We start from the raw sequence: 24,108 nt of genomic DNA on the forward strand, positions 1-24,108 counted from the left end.
CTTTAACCGATTCAAGCATTATAAAATGTCTATGCAAACGAGCCAAAACGCCACCGCGTACGACTCCCCTCAACCTACCGAAACAAGCCACATGCGTGCATTTTTTCCTGGCCCGGTCAAACGACTGACGGGCTTTCTGTTCATGCTGGTCTTAGCGGCCGGCTTCTATCAGACCGCAGCCGCACAGGTGGGCGGGGCCGCCGTCGTCTTCCTCAAGATCGAACCGGACAGCCGCGCTTCCGGCATGGGCAATGCCGGGGTCGCGCTCGCCGACAATGCCTCGGCGATGTTCTGGAACCCGGCCGGGCTGGCGTTTCAGAAAGGCACCGAACTGGGGCTGACGCACTCGAACTGGCTTCCCGAGTTCAATGCCGGCCTCTTCTACGAGTACTTCGTGGCCAAACATCACGTGCCGGGCTGGGGCACGTTCGGGGCGCACCTGACGTACCTTTTCCTCGGCGAGCACGAAGGTCGCGACGCCCAGAACAATCCAACGGGGACGTTTCGCTCGTTTGACCTCGCCCTCGGCGGGTCTTACGGTTTTAAGGTCTCCGAACACCTGGGACTCGGCACGAGCCTCCGGTTCATCTATTCGAGCCTCGCGCCGGGGCAGACCGTCGGGGCACAGCGCACCAAGGCCGGCGTGACGGCTGCTTTCGATCTGTCGGCGCTCTATCGCACCTCGAAGTTCTCCCTCGGCGGGATGCAGACGACCTTCTCGGCGGGCTTCAACCTCGCCAACATGGGACCGACGATTCAATACTCGGACAACGCGCAGGCCGACCCCATTCCCACCAACCTCCGCTTCGGGTATGCCTTCACGTTCGAGTTCGATGAGTTTAACAAACTCACCATCGTCAACGATTTCAACAAAGACCTCATCCGTGTGCGCGTCGATTCGCTCGGCAACGACGTGGATCCGTTCTATAAGGCGATCTTCTCGTCCTGGCAATCTATCGACGTGTGTTCGAGCTCGATCAACGACTGTCTCGAGGACCCGAGCAAGCTCGAGAAACTGAGCGTCATCGACCAGCTCACCATCGGCACCGGCCTCGAATACTGGTACAACAACCTTTTCGCGCTTCGGACCGGCTATTTTTACGAGAACCCGCTCAACGGCAACCGGAAATTCCTCACGCTGGGCGCCGGCCTGCGGTACAACATCATCGGAGTGGATTTCTCGTACATTTACGCGCTCGAAGAGAACTCACCGCTCGCGAATACGATGCGGTTCTCGCTTCTGCTCAACTTCGGACGGAATTAAGGTTCGGGGAGGTCCTCGACGGGCCGGACTCCTGCCGGGATCGGGAGGAGTCCGGGCGGAAAGAGGAACTTCGCTCCGGAGCGTCAAGCCAAAGGGAACGGGCCGCATATGACGGGTTCTGCAAGGGAAGGGATGCGAACGCTCTTCCAATGGGGGCATGCCTGGTGCGGCCTGTTGTTGCTTTTCCTGTCCATGCCGGGAGCCGTGCGTGGGCAGGAGACCCCCCGCTTTGCCGCGGAGGCGCTCGCGCTCCGGCAGGCCGTCCGCACGAGGGGGCGCGCGCCCGTCCGGCGTCCCGCCGCCCCGCACTATGACGTGGTGGCGCTCCGGGTCGCTTTTCAACCGGACACCACCCGCTTCACCACCGGCGACGGGACCTTCGACGACACGCTTTACCCCGAAGGCCTCGTCCCGGCGATGGATCCGTATCCGCATGACGCCGCATACTTCGAGGCGCACCTCGCCTTCCTCGAAGATTACGTCGCCCGCGTCTCGGACGGGCGGACGACCGTGACCACCCACCTCGTGCCCGAGATCGTTCAGGTCTCCCGGGAGATGGGCGCATACAGCCCCACCGGCCCGGATTCGGACTCCGACGAAGCGCTCGCCAAACTCGCGGGGCTCGTCGAGGAGGCGTGGACCCGCGCCGACGCCGTCAGCACCTTCGACCTCTCGGCCTTCGATCCGGAAACGACCGTTTTCGTCCTCTTCCACGCCGGCGTCGGACGCGACGTCGAGCTCATCGGCACCACGCTCGACAAGACGCCGCAGGATCTGCCTTCGCTCTTCTTCGACGAGGCCGCCCTCCGGCGGCTTCTCGGACCGGTTACGATCACCTTCAACGGCATGCCGGTCACGCGCACGCTCCTGCTCCCGCGCACCGAGACACGCTCCGGCTTCGATTTCATCCGGGACGCGCCGTTTCTCGCCGAGTTCACCATCAACGGTCTGCTCGCCTCGAGCTTTTTCAACGCCCTCGGCGTGCCCGATCTGTTCAATACGACGACCGGAGAGAGCGCCATTGGTCCCTTCGGGCTCATGGACCCGCTCGGCATCTTCGCCTTCAACGGACTGTTTCCCCCGGAACCGAGCGCCTGGACGAAACTCTTCCTCGGATGGACGAGCGCCGAGGAGCTTCGCGGCGACGGGCCGGAGACGGTCGCGCTTCGGCATACGTCCGATCCCTCCGGCGCTGACGTGGCGCGCGCGTGGATCTCGGGCGGCGAATATTTCCTCGTCGAGAACCGCCACCGCGATCCCGAAGGCGACGGCCTCGTCATGCGTGTGTGGCGCGACGGCGCCGTCCGCGAGGTGCGCGCGGCGAACGGCGACGAAAACTTCAACCGCCTCGATACGAGCGGCTTCGAAGGCGGCGTGGTCGTGGGCGTGGACGACTATGACTTCGCCGTGCCCGGCGGCGTCGATGAGAACGGGAACGAGCTCAACGGCGGCGCGCTCATCTGGCACGTCGACGAGCGGCGACTGGCCGAGGGGATGCCCGCAAACCGCGTCAATGCCGACCCCGGACGCCGGGCCGTGGACGTGGAAGAAGCCGACGGCGCGCAGGACATCGGCTTCCCGAATCCCGGCTCTTTCGGCCCCGCCTTCGACCTCGGCACCCCTTTCGACTTCTTCTTTCGCGACAACCCCGTGGTCGTCGTGACGCAGACGGGCCGTGAGGTCCGGCTCTACGAAAACCGCTTCGGTCCGGACACCTACCCGGACAGCCGCTCGAACGAGGGCGGGCCGAGTTTCATCACGATCGAGGACTTCTCCGCGCCCGGCCTCGAGATGAGCTTCACGTACCGGCGGGCCGGGGAGGCAGGCATCAGCCCGCTTCTTTCCGGCGTCTCCCTCGTCGAAGAGGCGCCCGAAGTGACCTTTCCGGAAGGGGCCTCGCTTACCGGCTTCGACCTCGAAGGGGTCGCGGGACGGGAAGGGATGCGGCAGGCGCTCGCCTATACTCCGGATGCGGGTGGTAAGCTGATCGCCCTGCTCATCGCCGGGGACAGCCTCGCCGTCGTGGATCCACCGGTAGAGGTCCGGTCGGGACCGGTCGTGCTCGGGGGCAATGCGTACGGGTTCGTCGGCTTGGACGAAGGAGGCGCGCTCGCGTGGGTGGTCCGGCGATGGGGGCCTTCGGGCGCGCTCGAGACTTCGACCTTCACGCTTCCGGAGCCGGAGGCTCCCGGCAGGATCCCCGAACCCGTGGTGACGGAGGGAGGCGTGGTGTATGTGCTGCTCCCCGCGCCGGATGGCGGGACGCTCGTGCGCCTGCCGCCGGTCGGTCCGCTCTCGCTTCGGACGGTCGAAGGGATCGGGCGCGGCGTGGGGCTTGCCGCCGACGGTGCGGCCGGCGTGCTCGTGACGGGAACGCGCGGCGTTGTCGACGGCAACGGGGAGCAAAGATGGAGCTTTGACACCGCAGGACCGGAACCGGGCGCACCGGCCTTCGGGCGCGATGCGGGCGGGCGCGTCGGTGTCGTACCGGTCGGGGATGAGCTGCTCCTTCTCCACGAGGCCAACGACGAAGAACGGCTCGTTCTCCGCACGGGTCTGGTGCGCGTGGATGCGGCCGCGCAGGCAGGCGAGCCGGGGACGCCGTCGACGTATCCGATCCTCGCCGATCTCGACGGAGATGAGCGGCTCGATGTGTTGACCAGCGTCGGGCGCACGCTTATCGCCTTCACGCAGTCCGGCGCCGTCGTCGAGGGGTTCCCGATCCGGCTGTCCGCGCCGTCGGCGGCTCAGCCGCTCGTGGCTGAGTTGAGCGATAGCGGCGCGGCCTCGGTCGTGGTCGCCGCGACGGACGGCTACGTGTATGCGTATGACCTCGGGCGGGGAGGCGACCCGGTGGCGGGCTTCCCGCTGGCCGTCGGGCTGAGCGTCGAGGGAACGCCGTTATTGCATGACAAAAAACTCTTCGTGGTCTCCCGCGAGGGCGCGCTTCGGTCGTGGGCGCTCGACCAGCTCGGGGCCGTGTGGTGGGGACAACGTTACACGAACGCACAAAACCACAGCTACGTCGAACTGGTTACAGAGCCGGGACCGGGGGCCGCGGACACGGCGCTGCTCGACGCGCGCGAGACGTACAACTGGCCCAACCCGATCCGCGACGGCCTCACCCACCTCCGGTTCAAACCTGCGAAGCCGTGCCGCATCCGGATCACCATCATCGACGCGGCGGGCGCGCTCATCGACGAGATCTCTCTGGACGGCGTGCCGGCGGGCGTCCCCTCGGAGTATGCCTGGACGACCGATGCCCCGAGCGGCCTCTATTTCGCGCGCATCACCGCCGTCGCCGACGACGGCGAGACCCAGTCCCGTATGGTCAAAATGGCAATCATCCGGTAAACGTCTCCGGTTCGACGACCGGAACCCTCGACCCTCTTTCCTATGCATGTGCGCGCACGAAAAGTCTGGTGGATCCTCCTCGCGTGGGGACTCGTTGCGCTCGCGGCGCAGGCGCAGGTCCGCCCCGCGTTCTTCGACTACGTCCGCCGCGATCTCGACTGGTACACCATCGAGACGGAGCATTTCAAGGTGCATTTTCACGCCGACGAGCAGGGGCGGGGGAGCAGTCGGACGGCGCAGGTGGTGGCCCGCATCGCCGAAGACATCTATGGCCCGATCACGTCGCTTTACCGGCACGAACCCGACACGAAGGTCTCCTTCATCCTCAAGGACTATGAGGACTATTCGAACGGCGCGGCGTACTTCTTCGACAACATGATCGAGATATGGGCTCCCGCGCTCGATTCTCCCCTGCGCGGCGATCACAACTGGCTCCGGAACGTCATCACGCACGAGTTCACCCACATGGTGCAGGTGCAGAAGACGATGAAGGCCAACCGGCGGATGCCGTTCCTCTATTTTCAGCTGCTCGACTACGAGGACGTGCGCCGTCCCGACGTGCTTTACGGGTATCCGAACGTCATCGTCACGTATCCCGTGCCGGTGCTCAACAACCCGGCGTGGCTGGCCGAGGGCACGGCGCAGTACCAGCGCGAATACCTCGATTACGACCGCTGGGACACCCACCGGGACATGCTCCTCCGCACGCGGGTGCTGGCGGGCAAGGAGATGTCGCTCACGGACATGGGCAGCTTCTATTCGCACACGAGCCTCCTCCGTGAGGGCGTGTACAACCACGGCTATGCTTTCACCCGGTACATCGCCCGGACGTACGGCGAGGAGGCGCTTCGGGAGATCAGCGCAAGCCTCGGGAAGTGGAAGAACTGGAACTTCGAGCGCGCCGCGAAGGATGCGCTCGGCGTGTCCGGGCAAAAGCTGTATGCGGACTGGATGACGGCGCTCCGGGTGGCCTATGAACGGAACACGGCTCCGATCCGCGCGGCGCTCGTCGAGGGCGCGCTCATCGAACCGGACGGCTTCAGCAATTTCTACCCGCGCTTCTCTCCGGACGGGACGCGCCTCGCCTATCTCTCGAATCGGGGAGAGGATTTCAACCGGATGAGCCTCTACGTCCGCGACCTCGGGAGCGGCGTGACGACGGCCTACGATGTGGACGGGCTGACGACGGGAGCGGGGGAGGCGTACACGTGCTCCTTCGGGCACCGCGTCACCTCGGGCACGAGCGGGGCGTTCGCGTGGCGGCCCGACGGGAAGGCGCTCCTCTATGCCCGCATCCGCGATACGAAGGAAGGTCACCTCGTCTCCGACCTCTACGAACTCGACCTCGAAACGAAGGAGGAAACCCGCCTCACACACGGTCTCCGCGCCGCCGCGCCGGACGTTTCGCCCGACGGCAAGAAGGTCGCCTTCATCGGTCAGGCCGACGGCTCGACGAACCTCTACGTGCTCGACCTTGCCACGAAGGCGGTGACGCAGCTCACGCATCATGCCGACGGTGCGCAGACCACCGAGCCGCGCTGGCATCCCTCCGGCGCGTGGATCTATTTCGGGCGGATGACCGGCGAGGGGCGCGACCTCTACCGCATGCGTCCGGACGGGCGCGACCTCGAAGCCGTCCGCGCCACGTCGGCCGACGAGCGCTCGCCCGCCTTCGATCGCGAGGGACGGTATCTGTATTTTGCCTCGGACGCCTCGGGGATCTACAACCTGTACCGGATGCCGGTGACCGCTTCGGCGGAGGAGGGGACGCAGACGAGCGCGCCGCCGGACGAGCGCCGGGTCGAGCGCCTCACGAACGTCCTGGGCGGGGCGTTCATGCCGGAGGTCGCCGCCGACGGACGGCTCGCGTTCGCGCAGTATCAGTGGGATGGCTACAAGATCGCGATGATCGAAGCGCCGAGGCCCGTGCCCGAGGCGGCTCGTGTGACGTACGTCTCGCCCGAGGTCCTCGAGAAGCCGCGCCCGCCCGTGCTGGCCGACGCCGGAGCCGAGCTCAACGCCTTCGACGACACCGACGTGCGTCCGCTCGCCGTCGACGCCGTCACGGCCGTGCGGACCGAAGGGCGGCTCCCGCTGCCGCTCGGCGCCGGGGGCGACGCCGGCGAAGCTCCGGCCGAGGACGCGCTTCAGGTGACGAAGTACAAAAGCACGTTCACCTCTTTCAGCTTCTTCCCGGCGCTCCGCCTCGATCAGTACGTCTCCCGGCAGCGCAGCCGCGCCGAGGTGCGCCTCAAGGATCGGACGCGCGGCGAGACGCTCTGGCGAAACACAAAGGTCGGCGTCTATATGAGCTCCCGTGAAGTGCTCGACGGGCTCACGTTCTTCGGCGGCATCCTCGTCGGACCCGGCTCCCGGGAAGGCGTCTCCGCCGGCGACTACTTCTCCCCGTCGAACCTTCTCAAGCTCGAACGCGACATCTTCCTTCAGTTCGACTACAAGAAAGGGTTCGGACTCCTCCCGCACCGGTGGTCCCCGCAACTCTCCGTCTCTCTGTTCAACATCCGGCGCAACGTCGAAAATGGCCTGGCCATCGAGGAATTCCCGTGTACGGCGTGCTTCCCCGATACCACCCTGGCCGACCTCTCATACAACATCTGGGAACTCAACCTCGCGGCGCGGAGCAAGGTCAGTCGCTCGCTTCTCCTCGAAGCAAGCTTCCGGATCAGCCCGTACCGCGTCACGACGGAGCGGTTTTTCTCGAAAGAATTCAATCAGAGCATCGACGCTTCCTCCGCGCGGTATTTCGTCGGGCGGGCGTTCCGGCTGGCGGCTTATTACGAGGCGTTCCACCCGTATCGCGACGCCGACATGGTTCCCGAGGGGCTGCGCGTGACGGCGAGCTATGAGTACGAGCCGAGTCGCCTGCTCGACCGCTTCGACGTGGAAAACGGGTTCCTGAAGCCGGTCTACGAGCGTTTCCGCAACCACCGCGTCACGCTCGACGTGCGGTACGGCGCCCGGCTCCGGAGAAACCCTCTGGGCGGAGCGCACGGGTTTGGAGTTCGCCTCCGGGCCAGCTCGATCCTCGGCGGTCCGGTGGACGATTTCTTCGACGACTATGTGGGCGGCCTCATCGGCGCGCGCGGGTATCCGTTCTATGCGCTCGGCGGGAATGAGACGGTGTGGGGGCAGCTCTCGTACACGCTGCCGCTGTTGCCGCGTCTCCGAAAGCAAATCGGCTTCGTGTATTTCGACAAGATCTATACGCGGATCTACGCCGACGCCGCGATGGCGTGGAACGGCGCATGGCCCGGCCTCGGACAGGCCCGCAAGGACGTGGGCGCGGAACTCCGGCTCGGCATCGGCTCCTTCTACCTCTTGCCGACCGCCGTCTTCCTCAGCGCCACCTATGGCCTCGATGCGTTCGATTTCAAGCTCGACGACGGTTTCGTGACGCCCGACGGCAGCGACACCGTTCGTTATGGCCGCGATGTCCTCTGGCACTTCGGCGTCATTTTCGGGTTTGACCAACTATGAGCGCGAAGCCGGAACCGCAGGCTCCCCACCCACGAAGACGAAGACGAAACAATGAACCTCACGCTGATCTACGTCACCTCCGTGGTGATGATTGTCGTCGGTATCGGATTTCTGTATGCCCTTATCGGCGGGCACGAGCGGAAGCGCCCGCAAAACGCCGTCGAGTGGCTCGGATCCACGCTCTCGGTGCTGCTCATCCTCAGCGCGAGCGCCCTGTTGATCCTCGCGATGCGTTCGGAGCCGGAAGCGCGCGTCGTCAACTTCGCGGATCGCTCGGCCTTCGAGGACGTGCCCCTCGAAGTTCCGGCGGAAAACTTCTCCTTTCGCCTCGTCTCCGATGACTCCCCGCACGCGTTCGAGGAGTTCGAGGGTAAGGTCATTCTGCTCAACGTCTGGGCGACGTGGTGCCCGCCGTGCCTCGCCGAAATCCCCGAACTCAACCGTCTCTCCGGAGATCTTTCCGATGAGGGGCTGGTAATCCTCTCGATCTCCGACGAGCCCCGACAGGTGCTCCTCGACTTCCACGAGAACCTTCCGCTTCGGACCGTCAGCGGATACGTCGATGCGCCCGAGACGATGCCGGAGGTCTTCCGGAGCGGCTTCGACGTGCGCCCGACGACGTATGTCATCGACCGGGAAGGCATCGTGCGACGCTACCTCCTCGGCGCACGCGATTATGACTTTTTCAAGCGCGCCGTCATGCCGTACTTGTAGCGGCTTTTTGTGTGTGCATGCCCGGCGGTTTTCCCCGGCCGCGAGTGGACCAACCCTGCAGATCTATGACACGTTTTACCTCTTTCCGCCATTTGTGCGCCGTGTGCGCCGTGCTCACCCTGGCAGCGGCCGGCCCCGCCCGTGCGGGCGACGACGTGGAGGGACGCGACAAGCCGGACCACACGCAGACGTATACGCAGGCCGATCTCCGGATGGCGATTTTGTACGCGGGGCAAACGACACAGCCGAAAGGGCTGGTTCGGCGAGCGCCCGGACGCCGGAGTGTGCCGCTCGCGTTCGCCCTCTCGGCGCTGGTTCCGGGCGCGGGGCAGGCGTACAACCGGCAGTGGGTGAAAGCGCTCGTCGGCATCAGCGTCGAAGCGGCGCTGATCACGGGGTACACCGTGTGGCGGAGGCAGGGGCTCGACGAGGAACGCGCCTATCAGGCGTTCGCAAACGCGCAGTGGGACCCGGCTCGGTACGCCTCCTGGCTGAATGACTATCAGGTCTTCCTCAATCAGCAGTTCAATGCCGGAATCAATACGGTCGACATCTCCATCCCCTCGGGCATCGACTTCACAAATCCGGGCGCGTGGAGTTCGGCGGATCGGCAGGTGGTCGATGCGTTCTTCTCACAGATCCGAAGCGTCGAGCGGCGCGTCTTCCATCCGGAGACGGGCGCTGCGTTCTCGCACCAGCTTCCCAACTTCGGCGATCAGCAATACTACGAACTCATCGGCAAGTATTTTCAGTTCGCACCCGGCTGGCGGGACTATCCCGTCTGGGTCGATGCGGAGGGCAATTTCACGGTCGCCATCGATCCGGAGATGACGGGCCCCAACGGGGAGAAGCCGAACGTCTCGGAGACGTTCTTCGCGTATGCCGAGGACACGGCGCACGCCAATGATCTGCTTCGGAGGGCTTCCCGATTGTCGCTCCTTTTCATCGTCAATCACCTCGTGGCGGGCATCGACGCCGCCATCTCCTCGAAGCTCCACAACGAGCGGATCAACACGAGCTTCGGGCTCACGTATAACCCGAACGGCGCGCCGCAGCCGGCGGCCTCGATCCGCTACTCCTTCTGAGCGTCGTGATCGTGGCGCTCGAGACGCTCTTCTTCCCGGATGTCCTCCCCGAGGGGTGGGTGCGCCCGTTGCTCGCCGTCGGAGTTGGCGCGGCCTTCGGCTATTTTGCTCTCCGGCTCCGTTTTCTCGATGCTTCGGGCGCCGTGGCAGGCGGGTTGTTTGCGGCCTCGCTCGTCGGGATCGGCGGGTGGGCGTGGGCGGCGCCGGGGTTTGCGTTCTTCTTTTTGTCGAGTCTGCTCTCGAAGCTGGGGCGCGGGCGGAAGGCGGCGGCTCTGGTTCTGAGCGAGAAGGGAAGCGTGCGCGACGCGCGACAGGTGTTCGCCAACGGCGGTGTGGCGTGGGCGCTTCTGCTCGGGCACGCCGTCGCGCCCGGGAGTCTGTGGTATGCGGGGTTTCTCGGCGCGCTCGCCGCCGCTGCCGCCGATACGTGGGCCACGGAGATCGGCACGCTCGGTCGGTCGCGTCCGAGGCTCGTCACCACGTGGCGGGAAGCGCCGCCGGGCACGTCGGGGGCGGTCTCGGCGCTCGGGACGCTCGGCGCGGCGCTCGGCGCGGCCTCGGTCGCGATCAGTGCGTGGCCCTTTGCGCCGGCATTCTTCGGGCGGTTCGGCCCGGGCTTTACAATCCTCTTCCTTACGGGCTCGGGCGTGGTCGCCTCCTTCGGCGACAGCCTCGCGGGGGCCGCCGTTCAGGCTCGCTACCGCGATCCCGCCACCGGCGCGGTGACCGAGCGGCGGGGAGAGGGGTTCCCCCTCGTCCACGGACTTCCGTGGATCGACAACGACGGGGTCAATCTCTGGGGCGCCTTTTTGGGAGCGCTCCTCGCGATGGCTTGCTTTCGAGCGGCGGGATTAGGTTCTTAAGGGGCGATCCGCGCTGCGTCCCGGGGGCTCCGGCTCTCTTCACGGGGAGGCGGCCGTTCCCGTTGTTCCACCAAAAGAAATTGCGCAATGCCCTGGTATAAGAAGCTTCACTGGCAGATCATCCTCGGTCTGGTGCTGGGACTAATCTACGGGATCGTCGCGGCGGCGTCCGGATGGGGCCGGTTCACGGACTTCTGGATCGCGCCTTTCGGCGACATCTTCATCAATCTGCTGAAGCTGATCGCGGTGCCGCTCATACTGGCGTCGCTCATCACGGGTGTGGCTTCGCTCTCCGACCTGAAGAAACTCTCGCGCATCGGTGGAAAGACCATTGCCATCTACATTGGCACGACGGTGGTGGCGCTCATCATCGGGCTGGCGGTGGTCAACCTCATGCAGCCGGGGGCGCATGTGCCCGAGGACATGAAGCAGAAGCTGGAGGAGACCTATGGCAGCGACGCCGCCAGCCGCGCCCGGCAGGCCGAAGCCGCGAAGGAACGCGGGCCGCTCCAGCCGATCGTGGACATGGTGCCGTCGAACCTGTTCGACTCCGCCTCCGACAACCGGAACATGCTTCAGGTGGTCTTCTTCGCCATCTTCGCGGGCGTCGCGCTCCTGATGGTGCCCGCAGAGAAAGCCCGGCCGCTCGTCCGGTTTTTCGATAGTCTGAACGAACTCGTCATCAAGATGGTGGAGATCATCATGTTGATGGCGCCGATCGGGGTCTTCGCGCTGATGGCGGACACGATCACTTCCATCGCCGGGGACAATCTGGCGCAGATCGGCGAGCTCCTGGCGGCGCTCGGATATTATTGCATCGCGGTCGTGCTCGGACTCATCCTCCACATGGGGATCACCTACTCCTCGCTCATCAAATTCTTCACGCCGCTCTCGCTCAAGCGCTTCTATTCGAGCATCAGCCCGGCGCAGCTCGTGGCGTTCTCCACCTCGTCGAGCGGGGCGACGCTGCCGGTGACGATGGAGGTGGCGGAGAAAAACCTCGGCGTCTCGGAGGAGGTCTCTTCGTTTGCCCTCCCGCTCGGCGCGACGATCAACATGGATGGGACGGCGCTGTATCAGGCGGTGGCGGCGGTGTTCATCGCGCAGACCCTCGGGATGGGTCTCGACCTCGGGGCGCAGATCACCATCATCCTGACGGCCGTGCTGGCCTCCATCGGCACGGCGGCGGTTCCGAGCGCCGGCATCATCATGCTTGTCATCATCCTCGAATCCGTCGGGGTGCCCTCGTCCGGCATCGCGCTCATCCTCGGCGTCGATCGCATCCTCGACATGATGCGAACGGTCACCAACGTCACCGGCGACCTGGCCGTGTCGACCGTGGTAGCCGCAAGCGAGGGGCAGCTGCACGTCCCGCCGTCCGGCGAAGGTCTGGACGCAGTGCCGCTCGAACTGGAAAAGGCGCTCGGATGAGGGAGAGGAGCGGTTCGGTGAACGCGCGGTGCGGCGAAAATTAAATTTGGATGTCCCGTTCCCGACGCGGGCCGCCCGTTATTGACTATCAGTGGCGGTATTCGTATCAAAGGAGCCGAGGCGCGACCCCCACCCGCACACGCATCCGGCATCTTCTCGCGGCTCCCGTCGATGCCGGAGCCCTGCGGTCTCGCGCTTCTCCCGGTTCGTCAGACCCGGTTGATCCCCCTTTCTTCAGAAGAGACCCGGAGCGGCGTGAGATCCGTCCGGGTCTCATTTCAAAACTGCTGACTCATTCCGAGCCCTCTCGCGGGTTCGTCGGGAAGAAAAAAGTGGTCCTTTGAGGCCGGAAAGACCGTTTCGAAGCCCTTGCAATGGAATTGGCATCATCTTCGTGAAAGGGTTCGTCAGACGTTGGCTCTCACAGGGGTTGGCGGGAAATCGTCGCACGGCAGAAGGGATAAAAAACGCCCCGAAGCGTGTGAGACACTCCGGGGCGATGCGCGCTTGGGAGGATTCGAACCCCCGACCTTTGGAACCGGAATCCAACGCTCTATCCAACTGAGCTACAAGCGCATGAAACCGCAATATACCGACGGCTGCACAGGGTGGTCAAGAGGCGCACACCCGGCGCACGGCAAAGTTTATGCAAAGACGGTGATTGTGGTTCCAGGGCGCACCGAATGTGAGCTCTCTTCGTCTGTCGCCGCTGCGTGATGCATTATGGAAAAGCAAACGGTTGATGCGGATCAGGCGTCCTTTCTTCCCCAGGGTAATGAGCATATGAGCCGAGATGCCGCCATCATCGAGCGATTCAAACAGGATCCGGAAGGGGCTTACGCCGAGTTGCTGGAGCACTATTCACCGATCCTTCTGCGGATGATTCGCCGTTTCATGAAGGACCCGGACGACGTGATGGAGGTGTACACATCGATCGCCGAGCGCCTCCGCGCGAACAATTTTCAGGCGCTCCGACGTTTTCGTATCAACAGTGAACTCGCGCCGTGGCTCAGTGTGGTGGTGGCAAACGCCTGCCGGGACCGTTTTCGCAAGCAACGCATGGTGTCCGCTCCGCAGTCGGTGCTCGCGAAGCTCGATGATCAAGAGAAACTCGTCTTCAAGTATTATTATCAGGATAATCTACCCTACGGAGACATCGCCGAGCTGATCAGCGGCAAGCATGGCATGCCCTGCACCCGGCTCGACGTCCAGCGCGCCATCGAAAAGATCAACGACCTGCTGACGGTCAACAAGCGGTGGCACCTGCTCACGGCGCTCAACATGAACCGGAACTTTCTTTCGATCGAAGACCTGCGTGAGGTGGGGTTTCAGCCTTCGTCCGATTCGTACGGAAGTCTGGAAGCCGGGCTGGGAGAGCGGGAGCAGATCAGTCGGCTCAACGCGGCGATTGCGAAGCTCGACGAGGAGGATCAATTGCTGGTGCTCCTTCGCTATGAACACGGCATGCGCGCCCAGCAAATCGCCCGGGTGATGCGGTACGAGAACCACAAATACGTGTACACACGCCTGCGCACCATCGTCAACCGGCTCCGGCGGGAGATGACGGGCGCCTGAGCACGCCGTGGGGGAACACCGGCTTTCGCTCGACGGTTGGCATCCCCCCACGGGATCACTTATCGATTGCACGAGGCAGGGGGCGCACGCTCCCTTTCGTTTATGGAGCAGACCTACCCCTTCGACGTTCAGCCGGCCGCCGAGACGAAACCCGCCCTGATCGATGCCTGGGAGCCCCGACGTCCCATCCCGCTCGACGGCATGCTCGAGCGGAACAAGTACCCGCCGTTGCTGACGGCTCTGCTCGGCCTCGTGCTCGTGTTCATCCTGTTCCAGGTCGTGATTGCGCCGCTGGTGGTGGTGGCGCTTCTTCTGATGAACGGGACGCCGCCCGGCGAGATGATCACTGCGCTGATGAACATGGTCGATGAGCAGCCGGGCGTGTTGATGGTGGCGAATACGGTCGGGCAGGTGTTCGGAATCGCGCTTCCGGCATACTTTTTCGCACGGATGCATTCCTCACGCCCGTGGGCTTTTCTTCGGTTGCGCAAGCCGGATTGGACGCTCCTCCTCCTCGCACTCCTCGGGCTCGTGGCCCTCGTGCCGGTGGTGCAGTGGCTCGGGCAAGTCAGCGACGCGCTGCCGTGGCCCGACGCCATCCGGCAGTTCGAGCAGGCGCAACTCGAACTCATCGAGAAGGTGCTCGACCGGCAAATCGGCCTCTTTCCCACGCTTCTCATGCTTGCCGTCACGCCGGCTTTCTGCGAAGAGCTGCTTTTTCGCGGCTATTTTCAGCGTCAGGCCGAACGGGGACTGGGCGTGTTCTGGGGCATAGCGCTCACCGGCATCGTCTTCGGGCTGTATCACCTCCGGTTGACGCAGGCCTTGCCGCTCATGGCGCTCGGCATCTACCTCGCCTACGTCGCCTGGCGCAGCGGCAGCCTGTGGACGTCGGTCGCCGTGCACTTCGCCAACAATGCCTTCGCCGTCTTCCTCGGCGCATACGTGGCGAAACGCCCCGACCTCGAAGCCGCCGACCTCGAAAAAATGGAGGTGCCCTGGTTTATTCTCCTCTCGGCGCTGGTGTTTTTCCTTATGTTCGTGTATGCTATTCATCAGACGGCCCACGCTGCCCTGGAGCGGCGTGCCACGGCGGATCACCCGCCGGATCACCTTCCATGAACACACCAGTACGACGCCATGCCTGAGTCAACCTATGAAGGGTGGGTCTCGATCTTTCGAAGCGGCACCGACTATGAGGCCGATCTCGTGCGCGACCGGCTCGACGATGCCGGCATTCCCGCCGTCGTTCTGACGCAGCGTGACCACGCCTTTAACCTGACGCTGGTGGACGGGTTTGCGCAGGTGCACGTGATGGTGCCGAAAGATCAGGTGGAAGCGGCGCGCCTCATCCTCGAGAGCGAGCCTTTCTCCGACGAAGAACTCGAAGCCGCCGCGCTCGCTGCCGACCCGGATGCTCCCGCGGCCCACACGCCCGCGGAAGAGGCCATGCTCGACTCCGGCATCGAAAAAATCAATCTCAGTGTTTCGGACGAAGAAGCCGGGGAAGAGAACGCATAACCCGCCCGTCCACGTCGTCGTCAACGCCCCGCCCGCGACTCTTTCGCTCACGGAATCTCCCGCCCCGTGTCCAACGCTCTGCTCCGTCTGCTCACGGCCGTCATCGGCATTCCCGTGGTGGTGCTTGCCGCCTACCTCGGGGGGGGATGGTTCGGCGGCCTCATGCTGGCGGCGGCCCTCGTCGCGCAACTGGAAGCGTATCAGCTGATGGAAGCGGGCGGGCTTGCGCCGGACAGACGCGCCGGGCTGGCTATCGGGGCGCTGACGGCCGGCTGGGTGTTCGTGCCGGAAGCGGGCGCGCTGGCGCTGGCGGCGGCGCTCCTGTGGCTGGCGGTAAGCCCGATGCGGACGGCGCTGCAATCGCCCCTCGCGTCCTTCGCCGCCACCGTCTCCGGCGCGATCTATCCCACCCTGTTCCTGGCTTTTCTGGTGAAACTCCGCCTCGCGCGCGGGCCCGGCGTCGGCGACCTCGAGGCGTTCTACCTGACGCTTGCCACGGTGGTCCTCATCTGGGCGACGGACACGTTTGCCTATTACACCGGCAAGGCCGTGGGGCGGCATCCGCTCGCGCCCGGGGTCTCGCCGAAGAAGACGTGGGAGGGCTCCATCGGCGGCGCGCTGGGCGCGTTGGCTGTGGCCGTGGCGCTCAAACTGACCGTGCTCGCCTTCCTGCCGTGGCTCCACCTCGTGGTGGTGGCTTTCCTCTGCGGTGTCGTCAGTCAACTCGGCGACCTGGCCGAGAGCAAGATGAAACGCGCCGTGGATGTGAAGGACTCCGGGGCGATCCTCCCGGGGCACGGCGGCCTCCTCGACCGCCTCGACGCGCTCATCCTTGCCGCCCCGCTGGTGTATCTCTACCTCGCCTACGTCGCCCGGCTCTTCGACTGACCGGGCGCCGTGGATAAATGGTGAGCAACTTTTCTACCCTGAAACGCCTCTTTTTCATAGGTTAACCCCCGTGGAAGTCCACTCGTGGCGACGGAACGCCGGCATCGGGGGCCTGTATAACGCGCATAAGTGCACGGGTTTTTTGAGCTTCGAGCGTTGGACGAGATCTCCGCGGGGGCCGTTCGGGTGCTCGTGCCACACACAGACCACGAAGAGCATGGGTATCTTTATTCCAAGCAATCGCCGGACGCGGCACCGGCGGTTTTCCTATGAGCCGCGGTTCTACAACCCTGAGAAGGAGCAAAGGCTGAAGCATCGGATGCGCGTCAAAAGCATGTCGCGCACCCGGCGTCGGAGTCCGGCGGGCATCGTGTATTTCCTCGTGATGCTCGCCCTGATCGTCTATGTGTTTCTGAAGCTTGGTTGACAACGGGCGGAAAGGTCGTAAACAGGAGGAGTATCGCGTGTCCGAGGTCTCGATCGTTCCGGAAAGTATCATTCGGGTGATGCCCGAGACGCTCGCCAACAAGATCGCGGCGGGCGAGGTCGTGCAGCGTCCGGCATCGGCGGCGAAAGAGTTGATCGAGAACGCGCTCGACGCGGGCGCCGATCAGGTGCAGGTGGTGCTCAAGTCCGCCGGGCGCGAACTCGTGCAGGTGATCGACAACGGCTGCGGGATGGGACCGGAGGACGCCGTCGCCTGTTTCCAGCGCCACGCCACGAGCAAGGTCCGCTCCATCGACGATCTCGAACGCATCCTCACGCTTGGTTTTCGCGGGGAAGCGCTCGCCTCCATCGCCGCCGTGTCTCAGGTCGAGCTCCGCACGAAGCGCGTCCGCGACGAAGCCGGCGTGTGCGTCCGCGTCGAGGGCGGCATCCACCAATCGACCGAACCGTGCGCCACGCCCGACGGCACCTCCATCGCGGTCCGCAACCTCTTCTATAACGTGCCGGCGCGCCGCAACTTCCTGAAGTCCCCGGCCACGGAATTCAAGCACCTCGTCGAGACGTTCCAGTTTCTGGCCCTCTCGAATCCGCGCGTCGGCTTCACGCTCCACCACGACGGCAACGAGGTCCATCGGCTCGACCGCGTGGACGACGACGATGTGTACGAAGCGCTCCGGGGCCGGATCACGGGCATCTTCGGAAAAGCGTACGAGCACAAGCTCATCCCCGCGGAGGAATCGACGAGCTACCTTTCGGTGTATGGCTTCGTGGGGCATCCGAGCCTTCGGCGGCGAAGCCGGGGCGAGCAGTTCCTCTTCGTCAACGGCCGATTCGTCAAACATCGCCGCCTCGAACACGCCGTCGCCTCGGCCTATGGCGACGCGCTGCCCGAAGGCTCGCATCCGTTCTTCGCCCTTTTCCTGAACCTCGACCCGAGCCATGTGGACGTGAACGTGCATCCGACGAAGGCCGAGGTCAAGTTCGACGACGAGCGCGGGGTGTACGGCTTCCTCCGGGCGGTGGTGAAGAAGGCGCTCGGCGTTTCCGAGTTGACCCCGCAGCTCGGGAACGATCCGGATCGCGCCATCGGCTCGTCGATCACCTTCCCGGCCGCGCGCACCGACGCGTCGCCGGTTGCTTTCTCGCCGGTGCGTCCTCCGGAAGCGCCGGTCGTCGGCGCTCCGTCTCGGCGCGCGCCTTCCGAGCCGGGCACGGGCCCTGCGGGGAAGACCGAGGATCTCGGCGCGCTCTCCGAACGCTTCTATGCCGCGCCGGAGGTGCACACTGCCGGGCGGCACATCGCTTCGGGCGCGACGACGGAGGCTGAGGCCGAAGAAACGGACCGCCCCGAGACGCTCCTGTGGCAACTCCACCACACGTACATCCTCACGCAGATCCGTTCGGGCCTGATGGTCGTCGATCAGAACGCGGCGCACGAGCGCATCCTCTATGAACGGGCGCTCCTCAGCCTCGAAAACGGCTTCGACCTCTCGCAGCAGTTGCTCTTTCCCCACACCCTCGACTTCTCGCCGGCCGACTACGAGATCCTCAAGGAACTCTTGCCGGATCTCCGCTCGCTCGGGTTCGACATCGAGTTTTTCGGCGGGCGTTCGGTGGTCGTGCGCGGCGTGCCGGCAGAGATCCGCGCCGGCGACGAGCGTTCCATGATCGAGGACATCCTGGCGCAGTACAAGTCGTACGGCGATGCGCCGCAGGTGAAGAAGCGCGAGCGGCTCGCCCGTAGTCTGGCCCGGCGGAGCGCCATCAAACCGGGGGAGCAGCTTTCGGTGAAGGAGATGCGCGGGCTTATCGATCAGCTTTTTCTTTGCGAGATGCCGTACGCCTGCCCGCACGGCCGCCCGACGATGGTCAAGATCACCATCGACGAACTGAACAAGCGGTTCGGGCGCGGGGCATAGCCGTCTCGCGCCCCGTTCCCGAAGGCGCTCCCGCACGTCCCATGCTGATCGAATCCGTCCGCGCGTTCATCGACCGTCACCGGCTCCTCGGACCGGGGGCGCGGGTGCTCGTGGGCGTCAGCGGCGGTGTCGATTCGGTCGCGCTCCTGACCGTGCTTCACCGGCTCGGGTATGCGATGCGGGCGGCGCACGTGAACTACGGGCTCCGGGGCGCGGCGTCGGAGGCGGACGAGGCGCTCGTGCGCGCGCTCTGCCGGCGTCTCGGCGTTCCGCTGCACGTCGACCGCCCGGCCACGAAGGCCCACGCGCGCGCACACGGGCAGTCGATGCAGGCCGCGGCGCGGGACCTCCGATACGCTTTCTTCGAGCGTCTCGCCGTCGCCGAGGGCCTCTCGCACGTCGCCGTCGCCCACCACCACGACGATCAGGCGGAGACGGTGTTGCTCCACCTCTTCCGGGGCAGCGGGGTGGAGGGGCTCGCGGGCATGCCGGTCCGGCGACCGCTCACACGCGGGAGCGCGATCACGCTCGTGCGCCCGTTCCTCGACGTCCGGCGGTCCGAGATCGAGGCGTTCGCGGCTGCGGAAGGGCTCGCATGGCGGGAGGATGCCTCGAACGCGGGCTTCCGGTACCGGCGCGGCGCGATCCGGGAAGCCATCCTCCCGCACATCGTCGAGCACTTCGGTCCGGCCGCCGTGGATAACATCGCGCGTTCGGCGGCGCTCGTGCGCGCGTACGTGGCGGACACGATCCGCCCGGAGCTGACGCGTCGCTTCGCAACGAGCGCGGAGGAGCTGCCGGGCGGCGGGGGGATGCTCTCCGCCGGGGCGCTCGAAGCGCAGCCGACCGTATGGCGTCGCCGGTTGATCCTCGAAGCGCTCCGCCGGTGGCTCCCCGGCGCGCCCGTGAGCGAGACGACGGCGGAGACCGTCGAGCGGCTCCTCGGCGCGCAGACGGGCCGCCGCGTGACGTTCGATCAGGGGAGCGTGTGGCGCGAGCGGGAGGGACTCGCCTTCGTGCCGGACGGCGGCGGCAAGGGCGGGGCGGAGGCGCCGGTGGAGCCGGGCACGCCCGTGTCGCTCCCCGGCGGCGTGCTCCTCGTCGAAGAAGTCCCGTGTGTGACTTCGCCCGGAGCCGGTGCGCCGCTCGTCGAATACGCCGATGCGGACCGGATCGCGCCGCCGCTCCTCGCGCGTCCCTGGCGCACCGGCGATCGCTTCCGCCCCCTCGGCATGCGCCATCACAAAAAAGTGAGCGACTTTCTCACGGACGTGAAGATCCCGGCACACGAGCGGTCCGGCGTCTACGTGCTCGCCGACCGGGAGAAGATCGTGTGGGTGGTCGGGCTTCGCCTCTCGGACGAGGTCCGCCTCCGTCCCGGCTCCACCCGGTGCGTTCGCCTGCAATTCTCTCCCCGGGACGGGCATGCCGCGTGACGGCGTGTTCATTCCCGGTGAAGAGAACCGTCGCCCACGCACGAGCGCTTCCATCCGAAGGCGACGTGGCGTAGTTTTCCCGGGATTCCGGATGTCGACCCCCGAGGACGTCGTAATCCACCTGAAACCATCCATACCGGGCGTTTCTTTATGTCTCTAAACATTCCTGACGTGAAAAAAACCGTCATGTGCCGGGGAGAGCGCTTCCGCCTCTATCTCGACAAAGAAACCATTCAACGAAGGGTCGAGGAGATCGGACGCGAGATCAGCCGTGCATACGAAGGCAAACGCCCGATTCTGATCGGCGTGCTCAACGGCGCTTTCATTTTCCTCGCCGACCTCATGCGCGCCATCGACATCGACTGCGAGGTCGACTTTCTGAAGCTCTCCTCGTACGGCGCTCAGAAGATCTCGAGCGGCGTCGTGCACGAGCTCAAAAAGATCGACGCGCCGATCGAGGGGCGGCACGTCATCGTCGTCGAGGACATCGTCGATACCGGCCTCTCGATGCAGTTCATCATCGAGAAGATGCAGGAGTATCACCCTGCGTCGGTGCGTACGGCTACGCTGCTGCACAAGTACGAGGCCACCCGCGTGGAGGTCGAACTCGACTACGTGGGCTTCCGCATCGAAAACCTCTTCGTCATCGGCTACGGCCTCGACTACGGCCAGCTCGGGCGCAATTTGCCGGAGATCTACATCCTCGACGAAGACTGAGCGCGGGAGGGATCACCCGGCGTGAGAGACGGGCGGGCGGTTCACCGGCGGTTCTTTGGGACGGGGCGTCGGAGGTTGCTCGGCGGTGGAGGTCACCGATTCCACCGGAACGGGTGTGCGCGAGAGGATCGGCGGGGCAAACGAGGCGAGCGGCACTTCCATAGTGCGGACGCTCGGAACGGACGGCTGCTCACCGGGAAGCTCTTCGAGGGGATAGCGGAGCATGTGGAAGATGCTGGTCGTCTCCGGCTGTTTGAACGAGGCCGGCGTGGCCGTGACGAGCGAGCGTCCGAACGACTTCACCGTGAAGACCGGCTTCTTCGCCGTGCGCACCACCTTTTCGGCGACGCTGCCCATGAGGAAATGCCGGATGCCCGTCAGTCCGTGGGTCGCCAGGACGATGAGGTCCACGTCTTCTTCGTCGGCGAAGGCAGCGATGCGCTCGGCCACGTTTCCGTGCGCGATCCGGTAGGAGACCTCCACGTCCGGTCCCGGCACGGCCTCGTCGAGCGCGCGCAGGTGTTCGTCGAAGAAGCCGGGCCGCATCATTTCCTTGACCAGACGCTGGTAGATCGGGTCGTCGAGGTTGGGGATGAGGCTGCGGTGATGGACCACGTGGAGCAAGGTGATCCGGCCCTCGAACATGGCGGCGAGTTCCTTCGCATGCATGAGGGCATGTTGGGAGCAATCCGAAAGGTCGGTCGGGACGAGCAGATGCCGGGGGTTGCAGGGGCGTTTTTCCACCGGTTCGTCGAGGTGAAAGCTGAGGACCGGGCACGGCGCGCGTCGCACGATCTCTTCGGTGACGCTCCCGCCGAGCACCCGGGCAAGGCCCTTTCTCGCGTGCGTGCCCATCATGATGAGGTCGAACCGATACCGCTCCGCGAACTCGATCGTGACCTCAGCGGGGCTCTGCTCGCCCAGCGGCAGGCTTTCGAAGCGGAGGTGCTCCATCCATGCGTCGATGGGGTAGGAGCACTTCGTGGCGCCCGCGCCGAGCCAACGGCGGAAGCGTTCGAGATCCCATTCGGGAGCATGCACGGGATGGTCCGTGAGGTGGAGCACGAAGACCTCGGCCCGGTACGGGCGCGCGAGCGCGAGCGCGCGAAGGACCGCGGTCGGGTCGTCGAGATCGGTGGGAACGAGAATCTTTTTGAGAAGCAGCATGGCACGGATGGAGGGTCTGGGCGGCCGCCTTACCCGGAGTCGCACCGGTGGGACGCTCGCCGCGGGTTGCGGGCGCTCCCGTCGCGTTGCCGAGGTCGGCGGAAAGGGGTGAGCATGAGCAAGGAGCGTGTCAATGCTAAGAGGATACGGAATCGTCTCGGGGACAAAGACAGTGGAGCCGCCCCATGCAGCGTGGGGAATTCTGAAGAGAACTTGTGGGGGAATACCCCGCGCCATGCGGGCGCTCATTTTTGTTTAACAAGGAGATGTGCTCATGGTTCTGGAGGACGCACGTCAACAGGCACAAATCTTCCGGACCGGGTGGGTGCAAGACCCCGGCAAGCGTCGATAGTGAACGAAAACGCAAACAAAATGTACCCCTCTGACCCCTCCGACCCCTTCGGGGCCACCTCCTCTTCATAAGGGGAGGATCTCCAGGACCTGCAGGGATCGTCTCCGGCTTTACCGCGCAACCCTCCACTTGTCACGCGCCCGTTCCGGAAGACGGACGAGAAATACGGACGTTTGAAAATAAATATGCGAGCCGGCGGCCGTGCCGAGGATGGGAATGCGGCGGGTCAGTGCGCGTCGGGAGGACAGGGAAGGCGAGGGAGGTGCTCGAAGGGCCAGGGGAGCGCGTCATCGCCGGAGAGGAGCGGCACGACCTCGATCGGAGGGAGCGCCACGGGCCGACCGTAATACGTAGCCTCGGCGGTGGGTGTGGCGTGGATCGTCAGGAAGTGGGCCGTGAGCGGGTTTTGCCTGAGTTTTTTGTTAAGCGCACTGACGTGTTTGCTCACGTCGGCGGTCGTTTCCCAGGGCGCGAGGGAGTTGTACCGGGCCGTGTGTTGGCGTACGGAGGCTCGAAGGCATTCCACACGGGGATTGCCCGTGAGCCTCGTATTGGCGACCGAGCCTTCGGCTTGCGCGATCGCTTCGGCCAGGGTCAGAAGCGTGGCGGCTTCTCCCGGAGAAAGGCGCACCCCGGCCATCGGCTGACCGTCGGGGTCGTAGAGGTCCACCCGGCAACCGCCGACGCTCCGGTTGCCGAGGCGGCAGACCACCCGGGCCGGTCGGCGCTCGGGGCTCTGCGCCGGAGTCATCATCCGCAGAATGCGTTCCGGGTCCGGCGGCTTTCCGGCGACGGGGAAGCGCTCCTTCAGCAACTGGCGCAGCCGGGGAAAGCGCAGATCCACCCGATCGAGACGCACGAAGCCGGAACGGGTGGGGGTGGGGTAGAAGAAGTCAGGATCGCGTTCGAGAGCCGGAGGGGAAACGAGGATGTGGACGAGGCGGTCCGTGGGGCGGGCCAGGACCGTGAAGGCGCTCATCAGGTGGGCGCTCATCGTTTTGCGACCGCCGGCAATGGAGCCGACGACGGGCAGGTCCTGCGCCACGCGTTCGCCCACGACGCGGTAACAGCGTTCGGCGAAGCGGGCGTCGTCTTCTGCGTGCCGGATGTCGGGCAGGGGCGCGCCGTCGGAGCGGGTGGGGACGTGGAAGCGCACCGGTGGGCGACGGCCCCCGAGCACGCTCTCGCAGAAGGGGCGCCATCGGTCTTCGGCCTGCAACGGCATGCCCTCCACCGGATGGTGCCGCGCGCGACCGAACAAGCAGGCCTCCATGACGGCCCGCCCGACTTCTGTGGTGATCACATCGACGGCGGAGGGATGCAGGGGCGGATCATGCTGCCGCGCCAGAGACCACACCGTCTCGGTGAGCACCGCCGGCGAAGCGCCCATGACGATGATGAGGTGATAATCCTGCGGTGAGGTGGACGACATGTCGGAGGAGGGACGGAGCAGCACGAAACCTTGCCAAAATACGCACCGGCTCCTGCTTTTTCGCTACCTCCCGAAAAAACGCCTCCTTTTCCCTCCAATACCTATAGGTGCAATTCAGACGTTACAGACGATGTGATTGGCATTGTCTACATAGGGTTTCAATACCTAGAGGTGCAATTCAGACTTCACGGGAGAGCGACCGATTGCATTGGCACCCGGAACGTTTCAATACCTATAGGTGCAATTCAGACTGCTCTGAATTCACTTTAATTTTTGGAGGTTATCATGTTTCAATACCTATAGGTGCAATTCAGACTAACGGCCCAACAGGTCGAGCTGTGAAGTACGTGGAGTTTCAATACCTATAGGTGCAATTCAGACGTTCACTATACAAACGTCCATTATTCTCTCTTACGTTAAGTTTCAATACCTATAGGTGCAATTC

16 protein-coding genes, 1 tRNA gene and 1 CRISPR repeat array are annotated in these 24,108 nt (G+C 64.8%); of the genes, 14 read left to right on the forward strand and 3 right to left on the reverse strand.

Going from position 1 to position 24,108, the window contains the following annotated elements:
- Nucleotides 1–91: 91 nt before the first annotated feature.
- From porV to AC1HIY_RS08280, 7 genes are all read left to right on the forward strand, one after another.
- The gene (gene porV, locus AC1HIY_RS08250) at nucleotides 92–1,264 is read left to right on the forward strand and encodes a type IX secretion system outer membrane channel protein PorV (protein WP_479576247.1); all 1,173 of its coding nucleotides are present in this window, start codon (nucleotides 92–94) and stop codon (nucleotides 1,262–1,264) included.
- Between the two features lie 132 nt (nucleotides 1,265–1,396).
- Nucleotides 1,397–4,618 carry a hypothetical protein gene (locus AC1HIY_RS08255; protein WP_479576248.1) on the forward strand — a complete coding sequence of 1,074 codons (3,222 nt, stop codon included), beginning with the start codon at nucleotides 1,397–1,399 and terminating at the stop codon, nucleotides 4,616–4,618.
- Nucleotides 4,619–4,660: 42 nt separating this feature from the next.
- Nucleotides 4,661–8,116, forward strand: a complete 3,456-nt coding sequence (locus AC1HIY_RS08260) for a TolB family protein (protein ID WP_479576249.1) — start codon at nucleotides 4,661–4,663, stop codon at nucleotides 8,114–8,116.
- Between the two features lie 51 nt (nucleotides 8,117–8,167).
- Nucleotides 8,168–8,830 carry a TlpA family protein disulfide reductase gene (locus AC1HIY_RS08265; RefSeq protein ID WP_479576250.1) on the forward strand — a complete coding sequence of 221 codons (663 nt, stop codon included), beginning with the start codon at nucleotides 8,168–8,170 and terminating at the stop codon, nucleotides 8,828–8,830.
- Between the two features lie 65 nt (nucleotides 8,831–8,895).
- Entirely contained in the window at nucleotides 8,896–9,915 is a 1,020-nt protein-coding gene (locus AC1HIY_RS08270; RefSeq protein WP_479576251.1) for a DUF5683 domain-containing protein, read from the forward strand.
- A 5-nt stretch (nucleotides 9,916–9,920) separates the two neighbouring features.
- Nucleotides 9,921–10,778, forward strand: coding sequence for a DUF92 domain-containing protein (locus tag AC1HIY_RS08275; RefSeq protein WP_479576252.1), 858 nt, complete (start codon nucleotides 9,921–9,923; stop codon nucleotides 10,776–10,778).
- An 87-nt stretch (nucleotides 10,779–10,865) separates the two neighbouring features.
- Nucleotides 10,866–12,209: a dicarboxylate/amino acid:cation symporter gene (locus AC1HIY_RS08280; RefSeq protein WP_479576253.1), complete on the forward strand. Its 1,344-nt coding sequence runs from the start codon at nucleotides 10,866–10,868 to the stop codon at nucleotides 12,207–12,209.
- A 502-nt stretch (nucleotides 12,210–12,711) separates the two neighbouring features.
- Here AC1HIY_RS08280 and AC1HIY_RS08285 read toward each other — a convergent pair.
- Nucleotides 12,712–12,785, reverse strand: a tRNA-Arg gene (locus tag AC1HIY_RS08285).
- Nucleotides 12,786–12,992: 207 nt separating this feature from the next.
- Between AC1HIY_RS08285 and AC1HIY_RS08290 the strand changes: the two genes are divergently transcribed.
- The 7 genes from AC1HIY_RS08290 to hpt all read left to right on the forward strand — a co-directional run bounded on the left by AC1HIY_RS08290 (nucleotide 12,993) and on the right by hpt (nucleotide 20,712).
- A complete protein-coding gene (locus AC1HIY_RS08290; RefSeq protein ID WP_479576254.1) occupies nucleotides 12,993–13,784 on the forward strand; it encodes a sigma factor in 792 nt (263 codons plus the stop codon).
- A 102-nt stretch (nucleotides 13,785–13,886) separates the two neighbouring features.
- On the forward strand, nucleotides 13,887–14,906 hold the full coding sequence (locus AC1HIY_RS08295; protein WP_479576255.1) for a CPBP family glutamic-type intramembrane protease: 1,020 nt from the start codon (nucleotides 13,887–13,889) through the stop codon (nucleotides 14,904–14,906).
- 18 nt (nucleotides 14,907–14,924) lie between these two features.
- On the forward strand, nucleotides 14,925–15,305 hold the full coding sequence (locus tag AC1HIY_RS08300) for a putative signal transducing protein (RefSeq protein WP_479576256.1): 381 nt from the start codon (nucleotides 14,925–14,927) through the stop codon (nucleotides 15,303–15,305).
- Between the two features lie 66 nt (nucleotides 15,306–15,371).
- Nucleotides 15,372–16,193, forward strand: a complete 822-nt coding sequence (locus tag AC1HIY_RS08305; RefSeq protein ID WP_479576257.1) for a phosphatidate cytidylyltransferase — start codon at nucleotides 15,372–15,374, stop codon at nucleotides 16,191–16,193.
- Between the two features lie 464 nt (nucleotides 16,194–16,657).
- A complete protein-coding gene (gene mutL / locus AC1HIY_RS08310; protein ID WP_479576258.1) occupies nucleotides 16,658–18,559 on the forward strand; it encodes a DNA mismatch repair endonuclease MutL in 1,902 nt (633 codons plus the stop codon).
- Between the two features lie 41 nt (nucleotides 18,560–18,600).
- Nucleotides 18,601–19,995 (forward strand): tRNA lysidine(34) synthetase TilS, encoded by a 1,395-nt coding sequence (tilS, locus tag AC1HIY_RS08315; protein WP_479576259.1) that lies wholly within the window; start codon nucleotides 18,601–18,603, stop codon nucleotides 19,993–19,995.
- Between the two features lie 150 nt (nucleotides 19,996–20,145).
- The gene (hpt, locus tag AC1HIY_RS08320; protein ID WP_479576260.1) at nucleotides 20,146–20,712 is read left to right on the forward strand and encodes a hypoxanthine phosphoribosyltransferase; all 567 of its coding nucleotides are present in this window, start codon (nucleotides 20,146–20,148) and stop codon (nucleotides 20,710–20,712) included.
- 12 nt (nucleotides 20,713–20,724) lie between these two features.
- Here the strand turns inward: hpt and AC1HIY_RS08325 are convergent, their stop codons facing one another.
- Together AC1HIY_RS08325 and csm6 are read right to left on the reverse strand one after the other, a co-directional pair.
- Entirely contained in the window at nucleotides 20,725–21,879 is a 1,155-nt protein-coding gene (locus AC1HIY_RS08325) for a universal stress protein (protein ID WP_479576261.1), read from the reverse strand.
- Nucleotides 21,880–22,457: 578 nt separating this feature from the next.
- Entirely contained in the window at nucleotides 22,458–23,663 is a 1,206-nt protein-coding gene (gene csm6, locus AC1HIY_RS08330; RefSeq protein WP_479576262.1) for a CRISPR-associated ring nuclease Csm6, read from the reverse strand.
- Nucleotides 23,664–23,754: 91 nt separating this feature from the next.
- Nucleotides 23,755–24,044: direct repeats of the CRISPR family, unit length 29 nt; unit sequence GTTTCAATACCTATAGGTGCAATTCAGAC.
- Nucleotides 24,045–24,108 lie beyond the last annotated feature (64 nt).

The organism is Rhodocaloribacter sp. (genome assembly GCF_056451265.1).